The sequence below is a fragment of the Kitasatospora sp. NPDC038210 genome (genome assembly GCF_055600605.1).
Map to the genome: position 1 here is coordinate 391,681 of NZ_JBVJYK010000004.1, position 20,898 is coordinate 412,578.

General features: G+C 72.1%; 19 protein-coding genes, 1 tRNA gene and 1 pseudogene. 3 read left to right on the forward strand and 18 right to left on the reverse strand.

Features of this window, described 5'->3' with window-relative positions; genetic code table 11:
- Window positions 1–28: 28 nt before the first annotated feature.
- The 8 genes and pseudogenes from ACZ7KX_RS10900 to ACZ7KX_RS10935 all read right to left on the reverse strand — a co-directional run bounded on the left by ACZ7KX_RS10900 (window position 29) and on the right by ACZ7KX_RS10935 (window position 10,425).
- On the reverse strand, window positions 29–1,045 hold the full coding sequence (locus ACZ7KX_RS10900; RefSeq protein WP_470326179.1) for an endo alpha-1,4 polygalactosaminidase: 1,017 nt from the start codon (window positions 1,043–1,045) through the stop codon (window positions 29–31).
- Window positions 1,046–1,067: 22 nt separating this feature from the next.
- Window positions 1,068–1,763 carry a spherulation-specific family 4 protein gene (locus ACZ7KX_RS10905; protein ID WP_470326180.1) on the reverse strand — a complete coding sequence of 232 codons (696 nt, stop codon included), beginning with the start codon at window positions 1,761–1,763 and terminating at the stop codon, window positions 1,068–1,070.
- Window positions 1,760–2,677, reverse strand: a complete 918-nt coding sequence (locus tag ACZ7KX_RS10910; protein ID WP_470326181.1) for an NAD-dependent epimerase/dehydratase family protein — start codon at window positions 2,675–2,677, stop codon at window positions 1,760–1,762. The genes ACZ7KX_RS10905 and ACZ7KX_RS10910 overlap by 4 nt, the downstream gene beginning before the upstream one ends.
- 125 nt (window positions 2,678–2,802) lie before the next feature.
- Window positions 2,803–3,504: pseudogene (locus ACZ7KX_RS10915) on the reverse strand (nucleotidyltransferase family protein); the annotation flags it as partial.
- A 73-nt stretch (window positions 3,505–3,577) separates the two neighbouring features.
- On the reverse strand, window positions 3,578–4,570 hold the full coding sequence (locus ACZ7KX_RS10920) for an SDR family NAD(P)-dependent oxidoreductase (RefSeq protein ID WP_350519716.1): 993 nt from the start codon (window positions 4,568–4,570) through the stop codon (window positions 3,578–3,580).
- Between the two features lie 149 nt (window positions 4,571–4,719).
- A complete protein-coding gene (locus tag ACZ7KX_RS10925; RefSeq protein WP_470326182.1) occupies window positions 4,720–6,246 on the reverse strand; it encodes a hypothetical protein in 1,527 nt (508 codons plus the stop codon).
- A gap of 204 nt (window positions 6,247–6,450) precedes the next feature.
- Complete coding sequence (gene pelF / locus ACZ7KX_RS10930; protein ID WP_470326183.1) at window positions 6,451–7,965, reverse strand: GT4 family glycosyltransferase PelF; 1,515 nt, start codon at window positions 7,963–7,965, stop codon at window positions 6,451–6,453.
- A gap of 111 nt (window positions 7,966–8,076) precedes the next feature.
- On the reverse strand, window positions 8,077–10,425 hold the full coding sequence (locus tag ACZ7KX_RS10935) for a hypothetical protein (protein WP_470326184.1): 2,349 nt from the start codon (window positions 10,423–10,425) through the stop codon (window positions 8,077–8,079).
- A 447-nt stretch (window positions 10,426–10,872) separates the two neighbouring features.
- Between ACZ7KX_RS10935 and ACZ7KX_RS10940 the strand changes: the two genes are divergently transcribed.
- A complete protein-coding gene (locus ACZ7KX_RS10940; protein ID WP_470326185.1) occupies window positions 10,873–11,727 on the forward strand; it encodes a tyrosine-protein phosphatase in 855 nt (284 codons plus the stop codon).
- Between the two features lie 114 nt (window positions 11,728–11,841).
- On the opposite strand, the gene ACZ7KX_RS10945 is transcribed toward ACZ7KX_RS10940, so the two are convergent.
- The 8 genes from ACZ7KX_RS10945 to ACZ7KX_RS10980 form a co-directional block, all read right to left on the reverse strand.
- Window positions 11,842–12,747: an RNA polymerase sigma factor SigF gene (locus ACZ7KX_RS10945; protein WP_350519721.1), complete on the reverse strand. Its 906-nt coding sequence runs from the start codon at window positions 12,745–12,747 to the stop codon at window positions 11,842–11,844.
- Between the two features lie 144 nt (window positions 12,748–12,891).
- Window positions 12,892–13,731, reverse strand: coding sequence for an RNA polymerase sigma factor SigF (locus ACZ7KX_RS10950; RefSeq protein WP_396545244.1), 840 nt, complete (start codon window positions 13,729–13,731; stop codon window positions 12,892–12,894).
- Window positions 13,732–14,038: 307 nt separating this feature from the next.
- Complete coding sequence (locus ACZ7KX_RS10955) at window positions 14,039–14,332, reverse strand: Dabb family protein (RefSeq protein WP_470326186.1); 294 nt, start codon at window positions 14,330–14,332, stop codon at window positions 14,039–14,041.
- Between the two features lie 129 nt (window positions 14,333–14,461).
- On the reverse strand, window positions 14,462–14,626 hold the full coding sequence (locus tag ACZ7KX_RS10960) for a hypothetical protein (RefSeq protein ID WP_350519723.1): 165 nt from the start codon (window positions 14,624–14,626) through the stop codon (window positions 14,462–14,464).
- Between the two features lie 450 nt (window positions 14,627–15,076).
- A tRNA-Ser gene (locus tag ACZ7KX_RS10965) sits at window positions 15,077–15,166 on the reverse strand.
- 66 nt (window positions 15,167–15,232) lie between these two features.
- Window positions 15,233–15,811, reverse strand: a complete 579-nt coding sequence (locus ACZ7KX_RS10970; protein ID WP_470326187.1) for a nucleoside deaminase — start codon at window positions 15,809–15,811, stop codon at window positions 15,233–15,235.
- A 26-nt stretch (window positions 15,812–15,837) separates the two neighbouring features.
- A complete protein-coding gene (locus ACZ7KX_RS10975) occupies window positions 15,838–16,395 on the reverse strand; it encodes a tRNA adenosine deaminase-associated protein (protein WP_396545186.1) in 558 nt (185 codons plus the stop codon).
- 291 nt (window positions 16,396–16,686) lie between these two features.
- Entirely contained in the window at window positions 16,687–16,923 is a 237-nt protein-coding gene (locus ACZ7KX_RS10980; protein ID WP_350519726.1) for a hypothetical protein, read from the reverse strand.
- Between the two features lie 163 nt (window positions 16,924–17,086).
- Between ACZ7KX_RS10980 and upp the strand changes: the two genes are divergently transcribed.
- Window positions 17,087–17,722 (forward strand): uracil phosphoribosyltransferase, encoded by a 636-nt coding sequence (upp, locus tag ACZ7KX_RS10985; protein ID WP_350506235.1) that lies wholly within the window; start codon window positions 17,087–17,089, stop codon window positions 17,720–17,722.
- A 78-nt stretch (window positions 17,723–17,800) separates the two neighbouring features.
- Here upp and ACZ7KX_RS10990 read toward each other — a convergent pair whose 3' ends face one another.
- Window positions 17,801–18,490, reverse strand: coding sequence for a LytR C-terminal domain-containing protein (locus tag ACZ7KX_RS10990; protein ID WP_396545182.1), 690 nt, complete (start codon window positions 18,488–18,490; stop codon window positions 17,801–17,803).
- 268 nt (window positions 18,491–18,758) lie between these two features.
- Window positions 18,759–19,055 (reverse strand): type II toxin-antitoxin system VapB family antitoxin, encoded by a 297-nt coding sequence (locus ACZ7KX_RS10995; RefSeq protein ID WP_030061387.1) that lies wholly within the window; start codon window positions 19,053–19,055, stop codon window positions 18,759–18,761.
- A 255-nt stretch (window positions 19,056–19,310) separates the two neighbouring features.
- Between ACZ7KX_RS10995 and ACZ7KX_RS11000 the strand changes: the two genes are divergently transcribed.
- Window positions 19,311–20,894 (forward strand): helicase HerA-like domain-containing protein, encoded by a 1,584-nt coding sequence (locus ACZ7KX_RS11000; RefSeq protein ID WP_470326188.1) that lies wholly within the window; start codon window positions 19,311–19,313, stop codon window positions 20,892–20,894.
- Window positions 20,895–20,898 lie beyond the last annotated feature (4 nt).

The following is a 20,898-nucleotide window of genomic DNA, read 5'->3' on the forward strand; positions in this document are numbered from 1 at the left end:
GTCACCCGCGCGACGGGAGCGGAACACCTCAACAGGGCTTGCGCCAGGCGTTCAGGTCGAGCTTCTTCTGCATCGAGCTGAAGCCGAGCGACTTGGCCTTGGCGCAGAACTTGTCCGTGTCGAGCTTGTACTCGACGTGGAAGACCGCCTTGCCCGCCTTGACGAAGGGTGCGACGCGGTCGCACTCGTCGAACTGCGAGCACTCCTCGTTGACCGCGAAGTCGAAGTCCGGCAGCAGCGCGGGGATCTGGTCCAGGTCGTTCTTCAGACCGATGGCCAGGCCGCGCTCGTGCGCGAGCTGCGCCAGCATCCGGTTGTACTTCAGCTGGTCGTCGGGGGTCAGCGGGAAGCCGCTGTTCTGGTTGTAGGCCTCGATGGTGTCAGGCTCGATGGCGTCGAAGCCCTTGCTCCTGCACATGTCGAAGCGGGCGGCCATCAGCGGCTTCAGCTGGTCGAGCTTGCGGATGTCGAACCACTTCTCCCCCTTCCAGCCGGTGTCCGAGCCCTGCAGCGCCTTGGCGAAGGCGGCGGAGTCGGGGCGGAAGTCCTCCCAGGAGCCGGCGTTGATGTAGCAGATCACCTTGCGGCCCTTGGCGTGCAGCGCGGCCACCACCGAGGCGTCGTTCTCGAAGCCGTCGATGTCGTAGACCGGCACGTCCACCGACTGGTCCACGGGGCCGCCGCCGAGCTGCCACTGCCAGGCCAGCCCCGGGGCGGGCTGCCAGCGGGCGCCGTTCGGCGCCGGGGCGGTGCCGCCGGGCGGGGTGGTGCCCGGGGTGGTGGTGCCGCTCGGGGTGCCCGGGGCCGTGCTCGTGGCGGGGGCGCTGGGCGAGTCCGGGGCGGGGGTGGCGTCGGGAGTGCCGTCGGGGGTGCCCGGGGCGCTGGTGCCGGGTGTGCTCGGGGCGGTGGCTGCGGGTGGGGTGCTCGGGGAGCCGTCGGCGTCGTCGTCGTCCTCCGAACCGGAGCTGCTGCACGAGGTGGCCAGCAGGGCGGTGGCGGTGGCGAGGGCGAGGGCGGCCGGCAGGAGCCGGTTACGGCGGTTCACGGTAGTCGAACTCCGAGTCGGGTCAGGTCAGTTCGGCGGCGGTCAGACCGTACGGCAGGGTGCGCCAGGGGTTCTCCCCGGCGCCGGGGACGGCGCAGCCCACGCCGGCCCGGCGGGCGGCGATCAGGGCGGCGGCGTCCTGGGCGTGCTCGGGCGGGACGTCGTAGACCAGGTGACAGAACCGGGAGGACGCGTGCCGGCCGGTCCACAGCGGTTGGGTCATCGCACGGTAGGTGTCCCAGTCCCCCTCGAAGGTGACCAGCAGGTCGGCCAGGCCGACTTCGGCGTACCCGGGATCGGGGTGCTCGCCGTGACCGAAGATCACGGTGCCGCACCCGGCCGCGCGGGCCGCCGTGGCCAGTCGCCGGTAGTGCGCCAACGCGCCCGGGTGGGTGGTCACTTGGTCGAGGTAGACGCCGGTGATGCCGTGGCGCTGGCGGTACGTCAGGATGTCGGCGACGACGGCCGCGTGCGGTCGGCGGCCGTAGTCGGTGTCGGCGTACCCGACCAACGGCAGCCCGGCCGCGCGCAGTTCCTCCGCGGCCTCGGCGAAGACGCCGTCCTGGACCTCGCCCGGACCGTCGGCGAGGTTGAGCACGACGGCGGCGATCCGGGTGGGGTCGGCGGCGGCGACCGCCCGCCAGGCCGCTGGGTCCACCGCGGGGTGGACGTACAGCGGCACCAGCAGGCGGCCGTCGGGGAGGTGCCCGGTGGTCATGCGACCACCGGGGTCGGGGCGGGCTCGGGGGTGGCGAGCCACAGGTCGCGCAGGGTGTCGGCGAGGTCCGTCTCCGGGTGCCAGCCGAGCGCCCGGGCGGCGGCCGAGACGTCGGCCTGCTGCCAGGAGACCGCGGTCGAGCGCTCCGAACCCACCCCGCTCTCGTCGATCCGGCCGGTGAACCCGGCCGCCGCGACCAGTCCGTCGGCGATCGCCCGGACCTGCTTGGCCTGCCCGGAGGCGAGGTTGAGCACCCGGGGGAGCGGGCCGTCGGCCGCGACGGCCAGGCCGATCGCCTTGGCGATGTCCCGGGCGTCGACGAAGTCGCGGTAGGCGGAGAGGTCGCCGACCGTGACCACGCCGTCCGCGCCCTCGGGCGCCACCCGGCGCAGCTCGGCGGCCAGCCGGCCGGCCAGCGAGCCGGCCGGGGCGCCGGGGCCGACCGGGTTGAACACCCGGAGCACCACGGCGTCCAGCGGCGAGCCGGCCACCGCGAGGGAGCCGGCCAGCTTGGTCGCGCCGTACACGCCGACGGGGCGGGCGTCGGCGTCCTCGGGCAGCGAACTGCCCTGGTCGCAGACGCCGTACTCGCCGGCCGAACCGATGTGCACCAGGCGGGCCTTCGGGGCGCCGAGCTCCAGCGCCTCGCAGAGCACCGCCGGGCCGCGCGCGTTCACCTCGGCGAGCTTGACCGCGCTGCCGGCCACCGCGCCGGCGAAGTTGACCACCGCGTCGGGGGCCAGTGCGGCCAGTTCCTCGCCGAGCGGGCCGACCTCGGCGGTGGCCAGGTCGAGCCGCAGGTCGTGCTGGGGCCGCCGGCCCGCGGTCAGCAGGGTGGCGTCGGGCAGCGACCGCAGGACGGCGGTGGCGTGACGGCCCAGGAAGCCGTCGGCGCCGAGAAGCAGGATTCTCACGCGGCACGTCCGTCACTCTCGGCGCCCGCGGCGGCGGGCTCGTCGGCGGAGTCGCTCGCGGCGGTGCGGGCGGCCGGGATCGGCAGCTCCGCGACGCCCGGTGCGACACCGGCCGACTCGAAGGGCATCAGGACCGGGCGGATGGTCGAGAACTCGGCGTTGGCCCGGTCGTAGTCGTCGGGGCGGCCGATGTCGAGCCAGTAGCCGCCGAAGTCGTACGAGGCCGGCGGGGTCTTCGCGGCCAGGAGGTCCAGCACCAGCTCGTCGAAGCCCAGCGGCAGGCCGGGGGTGTACTTGGCGAGCGCCGAGCGCGAGACGCCGTACACGCCCATCGAGACGCGGTAGTCGATGCTGGGCTTCTCCTGGAAGCCGGTGATCGCGCCGGAGTCGGTGGTCAGCACGCCGAAGTCGATCTTGACCTGGCGGGCGTAGGTGGCGATGGTCAGCGGGGCACCGGACGCCTCGTGGTGCTTGAGCACCCCGGCGAAGTCCAGGTCGGTGAGGATGTCGCCGTTCATCACCAGGAAGTGCTCGGGCAGGCGGTCCTGCATGGTGAGCAGCGGGCCCATGGTGCCGAGCGGGCTGTCCTCGACGGCGTAGCCGACCCGCAGGCCCCACTGGGAGCCGTTGCCGACGTAGGCGCGGATGATGTGGCCGAGGTGGCCGATGGCCAGGGTGACGGACTGGAAGCCCGCCGCGGCGAGCTGGCGCATCACGATCTCCAGGATCGCGTGCTGGTCGCCGATCGGAACGAGCGGCTTGGGAAGCGCGGTGGTGTAGGGGCGGAGACGAACGCCCTTGCCGCCGGCCAGGATCACTGCATGCATGGTGTTTCCCCCACGGAAAGGATGTGCAGTACACGAACCTTGGTTACCAGGACGAGCATGAACGCGAAGGCGGTCAGACGTTGTAGATGTCGGTCTTGTAGCGCGCCAGGTTCGCCGGGTCGCGGAAGAACTCGATGGTCTGCTCCAGGCCCTGCTCCAGGCTGAACTGCGGGGCCCAGCCGGTGGCCTCGCGCAGCCGGGTCGCGTCCGCGACCAGGCGCATGACCTCGGAGTTGGTCGGACGGATGCGCTGCTCGTCCTCCTTCACCACCAGGTCGACGCCCATCAGCTTGCCGACCAGGGTGACCAGGTCGCCGACCGAGATCTCGCCGCCGGTGCCGGCGTTGAAGGTCCGGCCGACCACCGACTCGGCGGACGCGGTGCCGACCGTGCGGAACGCGTTGGCGGTGTCCTTGACGAACATGAAGTCGCGGGTCGGGCGCAGGTCGCCGAGGGTGATCTCGGTCTGGCCGGCCGCGACCTGGGCGATCACGGTCGGGATGACGGCGCGCATCGACTGCCGCGGGCCGAAGGTGTTGAACGGGCGCAGCGTGACGACCGGGGTCTCGAAGCTGGCGTGGTAGCTGTCGGCCAGCCGGTCCCCGCCGGCCTTGGAGGCCGCGTACGGGGACTGGGTGTTGATCGGGTGGTCCTCGGTGATCGGCACGGTCTGCGCGGTGCCGTAGGTCTCGCTGGTGGAGGTGTGGACCAGGCGCGGGATCTCCAGGTGGCGCACCGCCTCCAGCACGTTCAGGGTGCCGGTGACGTTGGTGTCCACGTACGAGTGGGGGGCGCGGTAGGAGTACGGGATCGCGATCAGGGCGGCCAGGTGGTAGACCGCCTCGGTGCCCTTGACCAGGCCGTTGACCGAGCCCGGGTCCCGGACGTCGCCGAGGATGATCTCGACCGAGTCCAGCACCTCCTCGGACAGGGTCTCCAGCCACCCGAAGGAGGAGAAGGAGTTGTACTGGACCATCGCGCGGACGTGGTGCCCGTCGGCGACCAGGGTCTCGACGAGGTGGGAGCCGATGAAGCCCTCGGCTCCGGTAACCGCGACGCTGCTCATGCGGGGTTCGCTTTCTCGATCTGCCGTGGCGGGCCGGACGCTCTGTGGTGGTCGGCCGCCGGTTGGTCAGGTTGGGTGTTTCGGGTGAAACGGGTACGACGGTGCACGCAAGGGGGCGTGCGGGATTTTCGGTGTGATTCGGAAGTGGTTCAGCGGTGCTGGGTGGTGCGGCCGAGCGCGGGCCCGGCGATGGAGGTGAGGACGACGGCGGCCGCCCCGCAGCCGGTGAGCTGCAGGACGATCGGATCCACACCGGTCAGCAGCCCGGCGCTCTCGGCACCCGCGGCGGCCAGACAGATGAGGGCGGTGCTCCAGCTGAACCCGAAGGCGTTCAGCAGCAGCGCCAGCCAGAGCGAGCCGCCGAGGAGCAGCATCGCGCCGAGCTGCGGCACGCCGAGCGCGGGGGCGCCGGGCCACAGCACGGTCGCGGCGGCGTCCAGCGCGGCCACGGTGGTGAGGTAGATGAAGAGGCAGCCGAGCAGGATCCCGCCGGTGCGGCGGGTGAACTGGCCGGTGGTGTGGCTGGTGCGCAGGGCGGCCACGGCCATCGCCCGGTAGCGGAAGAGCAGCCACTCGGCGAGGCCGAGACTGAGCGTCAGCGCGATCATGGCCGGTCCGGTCGGGGCGGTCGACGCCCCCTGCGGGGCGTGGCCGCCGGTCTGCACGGCCTGGTGGATGGTCGTGCCCAGGCCGGCGATCAGCGTGAGCGCGCCGCAGGCCAGGCCGAACAGCAGGTGCGGGACCTCCTGGCGGAGCGGCAGCTTGAGCTCCACGGACTCCCGTTCGCCCCGGCGGACGCAGAGGAACAGCTCCCGGACGGCCAGCCCGACGGCCAGCAGCACCGAGGCGAGCAGCACGACCGTACGCACCGCTTGCGGGACGTCCGTCGCCAGCACCACGCCCGCGCCGACCGAGGCCGGGGCCAGCGCCAGCAGCAGGAACTTCTCCCGCCCGAGCACCAGCAGCACGGTGGCCGCCGCCAGGTAGCAGGACTGCCCGGCGGCGAAGCACAACGCCCCGAGCGGCCCGCCCACCACGTACGCGGCAGCGGCCGCGATCAGCGCGCCGAGCGGTGCGCCGACCGCCAGGCAGACCGCGGCCTCCCGGCGGCGCAGCCGGCTCAGCCAGCGGTACGCGCGGTGCGCCAGGGCCTGGTTGAAGCCCCAGCTGACCAGCGTGGCGATCGACAGCGCGAGCATGCCCGAGGGCAGGCCGAAGCGCATCCGGGTGGTCGCGAACAGGTTGGCGCCGAGCAGGTAGCCGAGGCCGGGCAGGGCGAACACCAGGCCGCGCACCACGCAGCGCCAGGGGTCGGCCCGCCAGGGGTTGGCGAACTCGGAGCTCGGGCCGGGGTAGCGGCGCTCGACCTTCTCGAACAGCTCCTCGGCGACGGTGAACGCGTCGGGGCGGCCGTACAGCAGCGCCGCCTGCTCGTCCGAGAGACCGTCGGACTCCAGGAAGGCCGCGATCTCGTACGGGTGGACGGCGTCGGCGCAGACGTCCCGCAGGCGCTCGGCGAGTTCGTCGAGCGGGTCCGCGGAGAGGCCGAGCTGCTGCTCGGGCCCGGGCTCGGGGTCCGTCGGGGCGGGACGGCGGAGCTTGAGCGGCAGCGTGCGCAGCTGCATCGTCCGCTCGGAGCCGCCCTCGTCCGGAACCAGTCTCAGAGGACCGCTCATGCGTCCACCTCGCAGCGCTCGGCGGCCGCTTCGCGGGACACGCACCTCTTGATGGTTCTCTCTCCCCCAGCCTTCGGCCGGGGGTACCCCCACCGCTCGCTCACGCGCCCACCTCGCAGCGCTCGGCGGCCGCTTCGCGGGACGCGCACCTCTTGATGGTTCTCTCTCCCCCAGCCGTCGGCCGGGGGTACCCCCACCGCTCGCTCACGCGCCCACCTCGCTCGGCTCGGGCCGGGAGGAGGCCAGCTGCTGGCCCCAGTCGGGGCTGGGGGCCTGGTCGGTGACGGCCACCATGCCGCCGGGCATCCAGCGGGAGGTGCCCAGGAGTTCGGTGTAGATGCCGCGGAAGCCGTCGATGTTCTGGCGCAGCGTGAACTGCTCGATCACCCGCAGCCGGGCCCCCTCGCCGAGCCGGGCGCGCCGTTCGGCGTCGCGCAGCAGCTCGATCGCGGCGGCCGCCATCGGCTCGGGCTCGCGCGGGGGGACGACCAGACCGGTGTCGCCGACGGCCTCGCGGACGCCGCCGACGTCGGTGGAGACGGTCGCGCGGCCGCAGGACATCGCCTCGATCAGGGTGAACGGGAAGCCCTCGCTGATGCTGGAGAGCATGACCACGTTGCCCGCCGCGTACGCGTCGGTGATGTCGGCGACGCGGCCCTCGAAGGCCACCGACTCGGCTATGCCGAGCTCGGCGGCCAGGGCTATGCAGCGGTCCCGGTACGCTTCGCCGCCCTTGGGAGTGCCCCCGAAGAGCCGCAGTCGCGCCTCGGGGATCTCGCGGTGGACGATGGCGAAGGCCCGGATCAGCGTCTCCAGGTCCTTGATCGGGTCGACCCGGCCGGCCCAGCTGAGGGTCGGGGTGTCGGGCTCGGGGCCGGCCGGCGGGAAGGCCGCCGGGTCGACCCCGTTGTAGACGGTGCGGATGTGCGCGGACGGCGTGCCGCCGCGCTCCTCCCAGCGCCGGTTGTACCGGTTGCCGGGGGTGACCAGCGCGGCCACCCGGTAGCTCTCCTCGGCGAGCATCCGGTAGAAGCCGAGCAGCAGCGCCTTGACCGGCCAGCGGTACGGGCCGGTGCGGTAGCCGAGGTAGCGCTCGCGCAGGTAGATGCCGTGCTCGGTGAGCAGAAACGGTACGCCGTACTGCTGGGCGGCGATCAGCCCGGGCAGGGTGGCGAGGCCGCCGCTGGCCGCGTGCGCGACGCCGTCCTTCGGCGGCTCGACCGCGAGCGGCCGCAGGGCGTGCTCCAGCAGGTCGGTCGCGTTCAGCGCGTCGTGCAGGGTGGGCCGGGAGACGGCGGTGGGCAGGTAGTCGCGGGTCCACACGTGCTGCAGGGTGCGCAGGGCGCGTTCGCTGCGCAGCGCCGGGCTGAGCAGCCCGCGCCGGGCGAGGTCGGCGAAGCCGTACAGCTCGGTGCCGAAGTGCGTGGTGTAGACCGGGTCGAGGATGGAGTGCAGGAAGCGCTCGTACGCGTTGAGGAAGCGCCGCAGCTCCTTGCCGCGGGGTGCCCTGGCCTCGGAGGCCGGGCCCCACAGCGGAGCGGTCGTGACCGACTTGACGTTGGCGGGCAACTCCCAGGCCAGCGCTTCGTGGCCGGTTCCGGTGACGGCGATGACGTCGAAGTCGACGTCCGGCATGCCTTGAACGAGCTGGTCGCACCAGACGCTCACGCCGCCGTGCTGGTGCGGATACGTCCCCTCGGTGAGCAGGGTGACGCGCATTCCTGTCCCCCCTCCTGTTCTTGCGTAGGTTCCGGCCTGGGTGGCCGGAACGGGAGCCGTGGCGGGGTCGGGCCGGTCGCCCGGTCCGACCCCGCCGGCGGGTGTTACGGGTTACCGCTTGCCGGAGCGTCCGGCGGTGCTGCTCGGCGTGGCCGTCCCCCCGGAGGCCTTGCCGCTGTTCGCCGCGCCCTTGCCGCCGTGACCGTTGTTATCAGTGGTCACGCCCTTGCCGGGCACCGGGGTCCCGCTGCCGGGCACCAGGGACGGCGCCGGCTTGCGGGTGATGTCGCTCGGGCCCACCGGGACCGGAGTGGCGACGCCCTGCGGGACGACCTTCTTGTCCGCCGGCACCGCGGCCGGGACGGACTTGGCCGCGACGCTCGGCGCCACCGCGGCCGGGGCGGCCGGAGCGGACGGGAGCTGCAGGGTGACGTTGCTCTGCAGGGAGCCCGGGGACACCCAGCCGGAGAGCGTACCGGCGTAGGACGAACCGAACCCGGTCGATCCGATGACCAGCTTCTGAGAAGTGCCGGTCGGCATGGTGGCCTGGACCTGAACACCGGACGGCGCGCTGACCGTGACGGTGTTGCCGACCCGGTAGGCGGTGACCTTGCCGGCGGCGACGGCCGCGTTCCAGGCCGCGCGCTTCTGGAACTCCTGGCCGATCTCGCGCTCGCCGAGGTTCACGATCGGGGTGTTGTCGGCGTGCAGCGACCGGTAGGTGCCGAGGATCTTCTCCAGCACCGGGTAGAGGATCTTGTCCTCGGACAGGTTCGACTGGTGGATGAAGTGCGGCCGCGGGTCGTTGTTCAGCACGTGGCCGAGGTCGATCCGGGCCTCCAGCGGAACGATGTACGACTGGAAACCGGTGTTGACGTCCAGCGGCGCCGGCAGGCAGGTCGAGTTGGCGTTGTTCTCACAGACGCCGCTGCCGCCGTTGGCCGCGCTGGTGTAGATCCAGTTGTACTCGTCGGTCTCCTCCTTCGCCGTGCCGGCGTTGTAGAAGACGTTCATCGGGTACCGCGGCACGGTCAGCGTCGAGGAGCCGACGGCCCGCTGGGCGGGCTCGCGGGAGGCGTCGCTGCCGGTGAACTTGATGCCGTTGGCGGCCAGCGCCGGGGCCAGGTACGGGTTGTCGCTGGTCTCCTGCGGAGCGGTCAGCAGACCGGAGTGCTCGCCGGTGACCAGGACCTGCGGGTCGACGTTCAGGCCGTTGGTCTTGGCCCAGTCGAAGTTGTTCTTGATCTGGCTGGAGACGGTGTTCTGGTCGGTCCAGACCGTGTTGCCCGCGGCGTCCTTGGTGCACTTCCACGGCACCACCGAGACGTCCTGGACGCAGCCCAGGTACGGGTGGGTGTACGTGTGGTTGACCCAGCGGTAGCTGTTCTGGTCGGCGATCATCTGGCTCGCCGTGGGGTCCACGGTGGTCTCGTGGTCGGCCTTCCAGTCCTCGCTGCCGCCACCGTTGAACACCATGTCCAGGGTGAAGTTGTTGGCGGTCTGCCACTGCTTGAGGTACTGGGCGTCCGCCTGGGTCATCCGGATCGGGTTCGCGGTGTCCGGGGTGCCGGGCGGGCAGGTGACGTCGCCGGGGGTGCACTTCAGCGTGGTGTCCCAGCGGTCGTCGGCCAGGAAGACGTCGTCGACGTGGGCCGCGAAGTAGTTGCGGTCGTAGCCGAGGTGGACGCCCTGGGTGATCCAGTCGACCATGCCGCGGGCGAGCAGGCGGTACTGCTGCTGGTACTGGTTGTAGACGAACGTGACGACCAGTTCCTTGCGGCCGTCGTGGGTGTACTCGCCGACCAGCGACCCGCGCGAGGTGTCGCCGGGTATCGGCGCGTCGACCAGCGGGACGAAGGAGGCACCGGCCGGGAGGCTCGCGAGCGGGGTGGCGAGGTAGCCGTAGCTCTCGCTGACGCTCGGGTCGTTGTCCTCGAACGGGACGCTGCCCTTGAGGTACCCGAACGATCCCGACGTTCCGGCCGCGGTGGTGGCGCCCTGGAATCCGTCGAGAGTGCCGACGAATCCGGGATTCTGCGCGTAGTTCAGCCCCACCGCCGGACTGGCCCACGTGTACGCGTCGATCTGACGGACGTTGAAAGCGGCTTCGTAGCTCGCGATGGCCGTCATCTCGGCCGCGCTGTTGGGGAAGGGGTTTTCGTTGGGCAGCACGATGCCCTGGAACTTCCCGCGCGGCTGGCCGTTCACCGTGTCGCTCAGGAAAGCCGCGTTGATCACGGGACGGTTGGGGTCATTGAGGCTGACGACCTTGTACGGCGTGCCCTGGCTCTTGAGCTCGGCGGTGATGGCCGCGACCGAGGGACCGCCGTCGTCGACGACCAGGATGGTGAGGTCGATCCTGGGCGGCGTGGTGTCGCCAAAGGCCAGGGTGGTCTGCAGGCCGCCGGCCAGCAGGACTGCCGCCGCGCACGCGGCGACTCTTCGGGTCGCTCGACCCATGGTTGATCCTCCCCTTGGGCCAGGCAACGCGCTGCTCGGCGCTCGCCTGCCCGTGTAGCTGTTCGCGGGCAGCAGGCTGCCCGGCGCCCATCCTGGTCGAGGGTCGGCCGTGCGAGGGACCAAATGGGCGAGAGTGCAGCGAACCTGTTACCAACGTTCATGGCGTTGCCATGAAGGCGCTGATTGTGACCGGAACCGGACCGGTGACGCAAATAATGAATTGAAAATGAAAAACCGGAAGCTGAGCGCTACAGGTGGTTACCGACGGTGTGGCCCGATGGGGTGGGTGGGACACCTACACTGTCGTCGTTGCGCATGACACTCTTGCACATCTCCCCGGTCCATTGGGCAGGTTCATGCAATATCGGGCACCGCTGTGCCATGTGACAGTCCGAATATGCAATGGAGGCGCGCGTGACCGATCGGCAGACCCGGCCCGGAAGAATCGTGAACGCACGGAATTCGGTGCCGGAGGGGGGCGGAACGGAGTCGGTCGGGCGCAGCCTCGGTCTGCGCGGCGCGGTGAACGCACGGGATCTGGGCGGTTACCGGGCGGCCGACGGACGGGTCCTGCGCCGCGGAGTGGCCCTGCGCAGTGACGGCCTGAACCACGTCACCGCCGAAGACCTCGGCCCGCTGGCCGAGTTGGGCCTGCGCCGGGTGGTGGACCTGCGCAGCATGGACGAGGTCCGCGAGGCCGGCCGCGACCGGCTGCCCGATGGGGTGGCGCTGCACCACTTCCCTTTGCTGGCAACGGACTTCGACATCTACGTGATGATCAGGAATGCGCTGTCCGACGCCGGCGCGCAGCGGCAGCGGGCACTGCTCGGCGACGGCCGGGCGGGCGCGATGATGACCGGCCTGTACCGATGGTTCGTCACGGACCGGGTGGCGCGCGAGCGCTTCGCCGCCCTGCTGCGCCTGCTGGCCGCCCCGGAGGGGCCGCCGCTGCTGTTCCACTGCTCCGCGGGCAAGGACCGCACCGGCTGGGCCGCCGCGCTCCTGATGACGGCCCTGGGGGTGGACCGCGCGACGGTCCTCGACGACTACCTGCTCACCAACGAGCGCTCCGCGGCGGTCGTCGAGCGCGTGCTGGGCGACTTCGCGGCCCGCGGCCTGATGCGCGAGCCCGAGCTGCTCCTGCCGGTCTTCCGGGCCGACCGTGCCTACCTGGACGCCGCCTTCGCGGAGATCGAGGCCGGCTGGGGCGGCTTCGACCCGTTCTGGCGGGAGGGGCTCGGGCTGGACGACGACGTGCTGGCCGGACTGCGCGTCAACCTGCTGGACGGCAGCGACAGCTGAGGGGACCGATCGACCCGTGTCGATCGGCCCCCTGCTCGGCCTCCGTCGATCGGCCCCTGCTGGGCCCCCTGCTCGGCCTCCGTCGATCGGCGTCCGCCGGTCGGCCCGGTCCGGTCAGCCCTCGTTGATCAGGCCCTCGCGGAGCCGGGTGAGCGTCCGGGTGAGCAGCCGGGAGACGTGCATCTGCGAGATCCCGATCTCCTCGCCGATCTGCGACTGGGTGAGGTTGCCGAAGAACCGCAGCATGATGATCCGGCGCTCGCGCGGCGGCAGCTTGGCCAGCAGCGGCTTCAGCGACTCCCGGTACTCGACGCCCTCCAGCGCGAGGTCCTCGTAGCCGAGCCGGTCGGCCAGCGGGCCGTCGCTGTCCTCCTCGCCGGAGCCCGAGTCGAGCGAGCTGGCGGTGTACGCGTTGCCGACCGCGAGGCCCTCGACCACGTCCTCCTCGCTGACGCCCAGGCAGGCGGCCAGCTCGGCGACGGTGGGGGAGCGGTCCAGCCGCTGGGACAGCTCGTCGCCGGCCTTGGTGAGTGCCAGGCGCAGCTCCTGGAGCCGCCGCGGCACCCGGACCGACCAGCTGGTGTCCCGGAAGAAGCGCTTGATCTCGCCGACCACGGTGGGCATCGCGAAGGTGGGGAACTCCACCCCGCGCTCCGGGTCGAAGCGGTCGATCGCCTTGATCAGGCCGATGGTGCCGACCTGGACGATGTCCTCCATCGGCTCGTTGCGGCTGCGGAAGCGCGCCGAGGCGTACCGGACCAGCGGCAGGTTGAGCTCGATCAGGGTGTCGCGGACGTACGTGTGCTCCGCGCTGCCGGGCTCCAGCGCGGCCAGCCGCAGGAACAGCGAGCGGGAGAGCGTCCGGGTGTCCAGCCCGGAGCCGGCCGGCGGCTCCGGTGCCGCGTCGGGGCCGGGCGGCCGGACGGATTCGACCCGCTGCCGCGGGACCAGGTCCTCGGCGACGGCCGTGCCGTTGGCGTGACCAGCGTGGATCTCCGCAGTGCCCAGCTCTCCGGACATGCACCCACCCCCTTGTGACTGACGGTTGAACGGGGGCCCTCGCACGGAGGTTCCCGGCGGGGCCCTCCCCCCTCCATACCGGAACACGGTGCACGGCAAACCCGAACGTCGCAAGATGTCACGCGGGGGTAACGCGCTGCAATCTCACTCTTCCCAGGAGTTGCCGGTCCGAAGCCGGTTGAGGATCCGGGAGAGCAGCCGGGAGACGTGCATCTGGGACATCCCCAGCTCGGTGCTGATCTGGGACTGGGTGAGGTTGGCGAAGAACCGCAGCATCACGATCCTGCGCTCCCGCTCGGGGAGTTGGACCAGCAGGTGGCGGACCATGTCGCGGTGTTCGACCTCGGCCAGCGCGGCGTCCTCGTAGCCGAGCCGGTCGAGCAGGGCGAGCCCGCCCTCGTGTTCCTGGGCGGCCTCCAGGGAGGCCGCGTTGTAGGCCCGCCCGGCGTCCAGGCAGGCCCGGACGTCCTCCTCGGGGATCCGCAGGCTGGCGGCGATCTCCGGCACCTTGGGGGCCCGCCCGTGCAGCACCGTCAGCTCCTCCATCGCGCCGCTGACCTGGACCCACAGCTCCTGGAGCCGGCGCGGGACGTGCATGGTGCGGACGTTGTCCCGGAAGTAGCGCTTGATCTCGCCCAGGATCGTCGGCAGCGCGTAGGTGGGGAACTGGACGCCGCGGCTGGGGTCGAAGCGGTCGATCGCGTTGATCAGGCCGATGGTGCCGACCTGGACGACGTCCTCCATCGGCTCGCTGCGGCTGCGGAAGCGGGTGGCCGCGTAGCGGACCAGGGGGATGTTCACCTCGATCAGGGCGGCCCGGACGCGTTCCCGCTCGGGGGCGTCCGGGGGCAGCTCGGCGAGCCGTTCGAACAGCACCCGGGTCAGCGTCCGGACGTCCACGACGGGCCGCCCGCCGGGGCCGCGCAGCCCGTCCGGGCGGAGCTCGCCGGCCGGGCTGATGATCGCAGCCAGCACCTCGTCCACGGACACGTCACCCCTCCCAAAGTCGACAACGGCGGGCCCTGCGGATCGGGTGTCGCGGCTGGTTCATCACCTCGCCATGTCCGGCAAAACCGGTCATAGCATCACAAGGTGGGCGCAGGTCGGGCAAGCACCCGGTGGAGGTGTGTTGGTAGGCCGTTCGACCCGTGCCCGGCCGGCCGGCGGGGAACGGCGGGGATCGTTCCGGGACGGAGCAAGGCGCCCCGCCCGGAGGTCGGACGGGGCGCCGCGGTCCGTCCGGGGGAAGGGCCCGTGACGGGCTCCGGACGGGGCGGGGTCGGACGGGTGGTCAGACCTCGATGTCGGCGATCACCCAGGTCGCGAACTCGCGCCACAGGGTCGCCGCGGCCTGGTGGGCCGGGTGGGTCAGGTAGGCCTGCAGGGCGTCGCGGTCCTCGACCAGGCTGTTGATCGCGTAGTCGTACGCGATGTCCCGCTCGGTGGTGTTCCAGTCGCACTCCCACTCGCGCAGCTCGGGGATGACCGAGCCGAGTTCGGAGAAGGCCTTGGCGCCGGCGAGCGCGCGCTCGTCGTCCTTGCTGACGCCTTCGTTGAGCTTGAACAGGACCAGGTGCCGGATCACGATTGCCGCTCCTCGCGGACGGGGGTGGGGTCCCGCCCACCGTAGCCGGTGCACCGGTGCCGCCGGACGGCCGTCCGCCGGTCGGGCGCGGGCCGGGTGCCCGGGCAGGTCACCCCGGGTCGGGCCGGTCTACTTGATCAGGCCGGTCATGAAGGTGCCGACCGCCTTGGCCGCGTTCGAGATGCCCTCGAACCCCAGCTGGACGAGCTCGGCGGAGCGGGCCGGCGACGTGATGATCGAGTAGAGCACGAAGACGAGCAGGAGGACCATGCCGATCTTCTTCGCCTGCGCCATCGGGTGACCTTCCTCCCAGCGGTGGGCCGCCGTCATCCGGTCCCCGAGCGGCCTGCAGGGGGCAGCTTATCCACCCGGACGGGCTATCAAGTGTGCGACGCGTTCGGCCGGCGGGACGAAGGTCCCCGCGAGTGGGGCCTTTCTCCGGGTGCCCGGCCGCGAGCCGGGCGGCAGGATGGATGACGTACCGAGGATCTGGCAGGAATCCCCGGTGCGTGGATCCGGAGCTCCCCGCTGTGGGACCGGCCGCCGCGGCTTCCCCCCCGACGCGGTGCCGGTTGTGGGACTCCGCCGGGGGAGCGGTCAGTCCCCCCGAGCCGCTCCCCCCTCCAGGCTCCGTACGGACCGGGCGTCGGTGGTCGTCGGCCCGGTGTACGGGGCCGCTTCCGTGTCCGAGGGTGCGCGGAAACGCCGAGGGCCCGTCCGGATCGGACGGGCCCTCGGGCTTTCTGGCGGTAGCGGTGGGATTCGAACCCACGGTGGAGTTGCCCCCACACACGCTTTCGAGGCGTGCTCCTTTGGCCGCTCGGACACGCTACCGAGGGGAACTCTACCGGACGGGTGGCTCGGGAACGAAATCCGTACCGGGAGGGCAGTCGGACGGGCTCAGCGGTGGGTGTCGAAGAAGGCCCGCAGCTGCTCGCCGCACTCGTCGGCGAGGACGCCCCAGATCACCTCGGGGCGGTGGTTGAGCCGGCGGTCGCGCATCACGTCGAAGAGCGAGCCGGCCGCGCCGGCCTTCTCGTCGAGGGCGCCGTAGACCACCCGGTCGATCCGCGAGAGCACGATGGCGCCGGCGCACATCGTGCACGGCTCCAGGGTGACGACCAGGGTGCAACCGCTGAGCCGCCAGTCGCCCTCCCGTCGCCCGCCGCCACCCGTGGCCGACGCGCTGCGCGCGCCCCCTCTCAAGGCGGCGGCCGCCTGCCGGATCGCGACCACCTCGGCGTGCGCGGTCGGGTCGCCGACCGCCTCGCGCTCGTTGTGGCCGCGTCCGATCACCTCGCCGTCCGGGCCCAGGACGAGCGCCCCGACCGGGACGTCCCCGGTGGCCGGCGCCAGGGCGGCCTCGGCCATGGCGAGGCGCATCGGCGCCGCCCAGCGGTCGCGGACCGGGTCGGGGCGGACGGGGGCGGGCAGTGGGGGGACGTGCGGGACGGTCAGGGCGGTGGATGCGGGCTGCATGGCATCCAGTGTCGGGCATCCGGCCGCTACCGGACGGCCTCCAGGACCTCACCGCAGCCGAGGGCCTCGGCGATCTCCTCCAGGGCGTCGCCCGGCACCGCGCCCTCGCCGCTGAGGGCGAGCAGTTCGTCGGAGGCCAGGCCGAACTCGGTGAGCAGGTGGGCGTCGCCGAGCGGGCCGACCGGGACGCCGCCGCGGGGCTCGGCGTCCTCGTCGTCCTGGGCCTGCGCCTCCGCTTCCTCGTCCAGCAGGTGGTCCAGGTCGCCGAACTCGCTCTCGCCGGCCTGGTCGACCAGCTCGTCGGTGAGGACGGAGCCGTACGAGCTGCGGGCGGCGGCGGCGCCGTCCGACACGAAGATCCGCGGGTCGTCCTCACCGTCCACGCGGACGACGGCGAACCAGGAGTCCTCCTGTTCGATGAAGATCAGGACGCTGTCGTCGTCCTGCGCGGAGTTGCGGGCCAGGTCGGCCAGATCGGCCAGGGATTCGACGTCGTCGAGCTCCGTCTCGCTCACATCCCACCCGTCCTCGGTGCGAGCAAGCACTGCAGCGAAGTACGCCACCAGGGACACTCCCAAGATCATCGGTCTCGGCTGTCGGCGCGCCGGGCAACGCGGAATCTGGCCGCCCCCGCGCCAGAGGCGGTCCGCTTGTTCGGACCGTCCCATCGGAATCGTGACAGAAAGCCCGCCCTCGCGGGGGGTGTTCGGCAGCGCGTCTTTGCAGGTCGTGTCGGAAGGGCCGGGCGGCGGAGGGCCGAGTCGTGGCGGGACGGTCCGAAGCCGGTCGAAATTTGCTCCGAACGCCCGCCGGGGCCGATCGCGCCCCGCCTCCGGCCCGTCGCGAGCCCTGCCGCGGACCCGCTCGGAGGCCCGTCAGATCCGGAAGGTTCGCATCCGCATCGCCTCGCGCATCCGCCGTTCCTTGGTCCGGCGGGGCTGCACCCGCTCCCGCAGTTCGCGCGCCTCGGTGAGCTCGCGCAGGAAGACGGCCCGCCGCTTGCGGCGCTCCGCCTCGGTCTCCGGGGGGTCGTCCGGCGGGCCCGCGCGCCGGCCCGCCCCGCCGACGGGCTCGTCCGCCGAGCCGTCCCCGGCCTTCGGGTTGCTCGTCATAAGACGTGACATTCCCAGAACGGCCCGGTTGATACCACAGCAGCCGCTTCCGTCCGGACATTCACCCCGCGTCACGGCGTGTCACGGGTTCGTCACCCGGTCCGGCACCCGGGTCGGGCCCGGCATGTCGTACAGGCGTCCAGACGCGGGCTAACCTCGGTACATGCGTCTCCACGTCGTCGACCACCCCCTGGTCGCCCACAAGCTCTCCACCCTGCGCGACGAGCGCACCGACTCGCCGACCTTCCGTCGCCTGACCGACGAGCTGGTGACCCTCCTCGCCTACGAGGCCACCCGGGACGTCCGCACCGACGAGGTGGAGATCACCACGCCCGTGGCGGTCACGCTCGGTACCCGGCTCAGCTACCCGCGCCCGCTGGTGGTGCCGATCCTGCGGGCCGGCCTCGGCATGCTGGACGGGATGACCCGCCTGCTGCCGACCGCCGAGGTCGGCTTCCTCGGCATGGTGCGCAACGAGGAGACCCTGGAGGCCTCCACGTACGCCACCCGGATGCCCGACGACCTCTCCGGCCGCCAGGTCTACGTGCTCGACCCGATGCTGGCCACCGGCGGCACCCTGGTCGCCGCCATCAAGATGCTGATCGAGCGCGGCGCCACCGACGTCACTGCCGTGGTGCTGCTGGCCGCCCCCGAGGGCGTCGAGGTGATGCGCCGGGAGCTGGCGGACCTGCCGGTCACCGTGGTCACCGCCGCCCTGGACGAGCGGCTCAACGAGAACGGCTACATCGTCCCCGGCCTCGGCGACGCGGGCGACCGGCTGTACGGCACCGCGGGCTGAGTCCCCGACGGAGAACGGACCCATGGGAAGGGCCCTGCGGCAGCGCGCCGCAGGGCCCTTCCGTGTCCGTACCGGGCGTCAGCAGCTGCCGGCCGCCGTGGGGGTGGGGGAGGGCTTGGTGGCCAGGGCGAGGGCGGCGGCCGCCTGGGTCTCGTCCAGCAGGGCGTTGTAGCTGTCGCCGATGACGAAGTCCACGGTGGCGTCGGTGCGGGCGTCCGCGGTGACGGTGGCGCCGGCGATCTGCGAGCCGACCAGGGTGCCGGCCCCGGCGCCGGTCGGGCCGGCGATCACCTGGGCGGTGCCCGGCACCTTCTTGTCCAGCTCGGCCGGGGCGTTGCCGACCTTGCCGATGACGAAGCCGCGCTTCTTGAACTCCTCGGCGGTCCGCCCGGCCAGGCCGGCCTTGGTGGTGGCGTTGTAGATGTTCACGGTGACCGCGGTGGGCTGCGGGACGGCGTGCGGGTCGCCCTGGGCGGCGGCGGGCGCGCCGGAGGCCGCGGGGGCGCCCGGCGTCGCGCCCGGCGTGGGGGCGGCCAGCGGCTTGCCGGAGGAGGTCGCGCACGCCTGGGCGGAGGAGTTCTTGTTCCGGCCCGTGAAGATGTCGTAGAGCTGCACGCCGCCGAGGCCGATCAGGGCCAGGGCGAGCAGGCCGGCGAGCGCGGCGATCACCTTGCGGCTCTTCTTCGGGGGCCGGCCCAGCCGCGGGTAGGAGTTGCCGGTGACGCGGTACTGCTTCCCCTTGAGGCCTTGGGGAGTCAACATGCTCATGGTTTGTCTCCCCCTCGTACCGGGGCGGGGTCGGGATGACGGGTCGGCCGGGTAGGGGCGTCCCCCGGGTGCGGGCGGATCCCCTGGTCGCGGCCGTAGTCAGCAGCGTAGTGCCGTACAGCTGCGAAGGTACTAAATGATCATCATCTGGAGTACCCCGGTACCCGAATGGGGGTACCGGGGTACGCGCGGACCGCCCACCGCCGGGTGGCGAGGGGGCGGTCCGGAAGCCTGCGGCGGGTCCGACGGGGCCGGTGCCGGGGGCCCGTCACTCCATTTCGAGGACGCGGGCGTGCAGCACCTGGCGCTGCTGCAGCGCGGCCCGTACGGCCCGGTGCAGCCCGTCCTCCAGGTAGAGGTCGCCGTGCCACTTCACCACGTGGGCGAAGAGGTCCCCGTAGAAGGTCGAGTCCTCGGCCAACAGGGTTTCGAGGTCGAGTTGGCCCTTGGTGGTCACCAGCTGGTCGAGCCGCACCGGACGCGGGGCGACGTCAGCCCACTGTCGGGTGCTCGTCCGGCCGTGATCCGGGTACGGCCGCCCATTGCCGATGCGCTTGAAGATCACACGGAAAGCCTACCGTTTGGGCGGCGAATGACGCAGCAGCCGCGACGCCGCCACGCGCACCGGTGTGAACTGCGGGTGGACGAATGCGGCTGTTTGATGGGAAATGTCGCGAACATCGCCCGGTGTCGACCGGTTCGAGTCGATCGGGTTCCGGTTCCGGTGGCGAAGCGTTCCGATGCGATCCGATGCGATCCGATGCGTGCCGGTGCGTGGCGACGCGTGCCGATTGGTTCCGATCCGCCCAGGAGTGTGCCGATGTCCTCCGCCCCCACCCCGCAAGCCGTCCGGGAGATCGCCGACGGGTACGCCTTCACCGGGCCCGCCCTCGACCTCGGCGCGGTGCTGCTGGACGGCACCGCGTACCCGGACGCCCAGGTGCGCATCCCGCTGGGCGTGCTCAACCGGCACGGGCTGGTCGCCGGGGCCACCGGCACCGGCAAGACCAAGACCCTCCAGCTGATCGCCGAACAGCTCTCCGCGCAGGGCGTGCCGGTGTTCCTGGCCGACATCAAGGGGGACGTCTCCGGCGTCGCCGCGCCGGGCACGGCGAGCGAGCGCACCACCGCCCGGGCCGCCGAGGTCGGGCAGCAGTGGGCGGCGCAGGGCCGCCCCGCCGAGTTCTACGCGCTCGGCGGGCAGGGCACGGGCATCCCGATCAGGGCCACCGTCACCAGCTTCGGACCCCTGCTGCTCAGCAAGGTGCTGGACCTGAACGAGACCCAGGAGTCCTCGCTCAGCCTGGTGTTCCACTACGCCGACGGCAAGGGCCTGGAGCTCTACGACCTTAAGGACCTGACCGCGGTGATCGCCTTCCTCGCCTCGCCCGAGGGCAAGGAGGAGCTGAAGACCCTCGGCGGCCTCTCGGCGGCCACCGCCGGGGTGATCCTGCGGGCGCTCACGGTGCTGGAGAACGAGGGCGCCGGGCAGTTCTTCGGCGAGCCCGAGTTCGACACCGCCGAGCTGCTGCGGACCACGCCGGCCGGCGAGGGCGTGGTGTCGGTGCTGGAACTGCCCGCGGTGCAGGACCGGCCGCGGCTGTTCTCCACCTTCCTGATGTGGCTGCTCGCCGACCTCTACCAGGAGCTGCCCGAGGTCGGCGACCTCGACCGGCCGAAGCTGGTGTTCTTCTTCGACGAGGCGCACCTGCTGTTCAAGGGCGCCTCCAAGGCCTTCCTGGAGGCGATCACCCAGACCGTGCGGCTGATCCGCTCCAAGGGCATCGGCATCTTCTTCGTGACCCAGACCCCGCGGGACGTCCCGTCCGACGTGCTGGCGCAGTTGGGCAACCGGGTGCAGCACGCGCTGCGCGCCTTCACCCCGGACGACGCCAAGGCGCTCAAGGCCACCGTCTCGACCTTCCCGCGCTCCTCTTACGACCTCGGCACGGTGCTGACCTCGCTCGGCACCGGCGAGGCGGTGGTGACCGTGCTGTCCGAGAAGGGCGCGCCGACGCCCGTCGCGGCGACCAGGCTGCGGGCGCCGCAGTCGCTGATGGGACCGATCGAGGCGGGGGCGCTGCGGGCGGCCGTGGACGGCTCGCCGCTGACGGCGCGCTACCGGGACGCGGTCGACCGGGAGTCGGCGTACGAGAAGCTCGCGGCGCGGGCGCCCCGGCCGGAGGCGGCGTCGACGGAGCCCGAGCGCTCCGGGGCCGGGACCCGTGGGACGCATGAGGCCGACGGGTCCCGGAAGGCTTCGGGGGACAAGGAGGGTGTGGGCGGGCTGCTCGGGTCGCTGTTGAGCAATCCGACCGTGAAGTCCTTCGCCCGCTCGGCGGGGCGCCAGCTGGGGCAGGAGATCTCGCGCAGCCTGTTCGGGACGTCCAAGCGGCGGCGGTGACGGC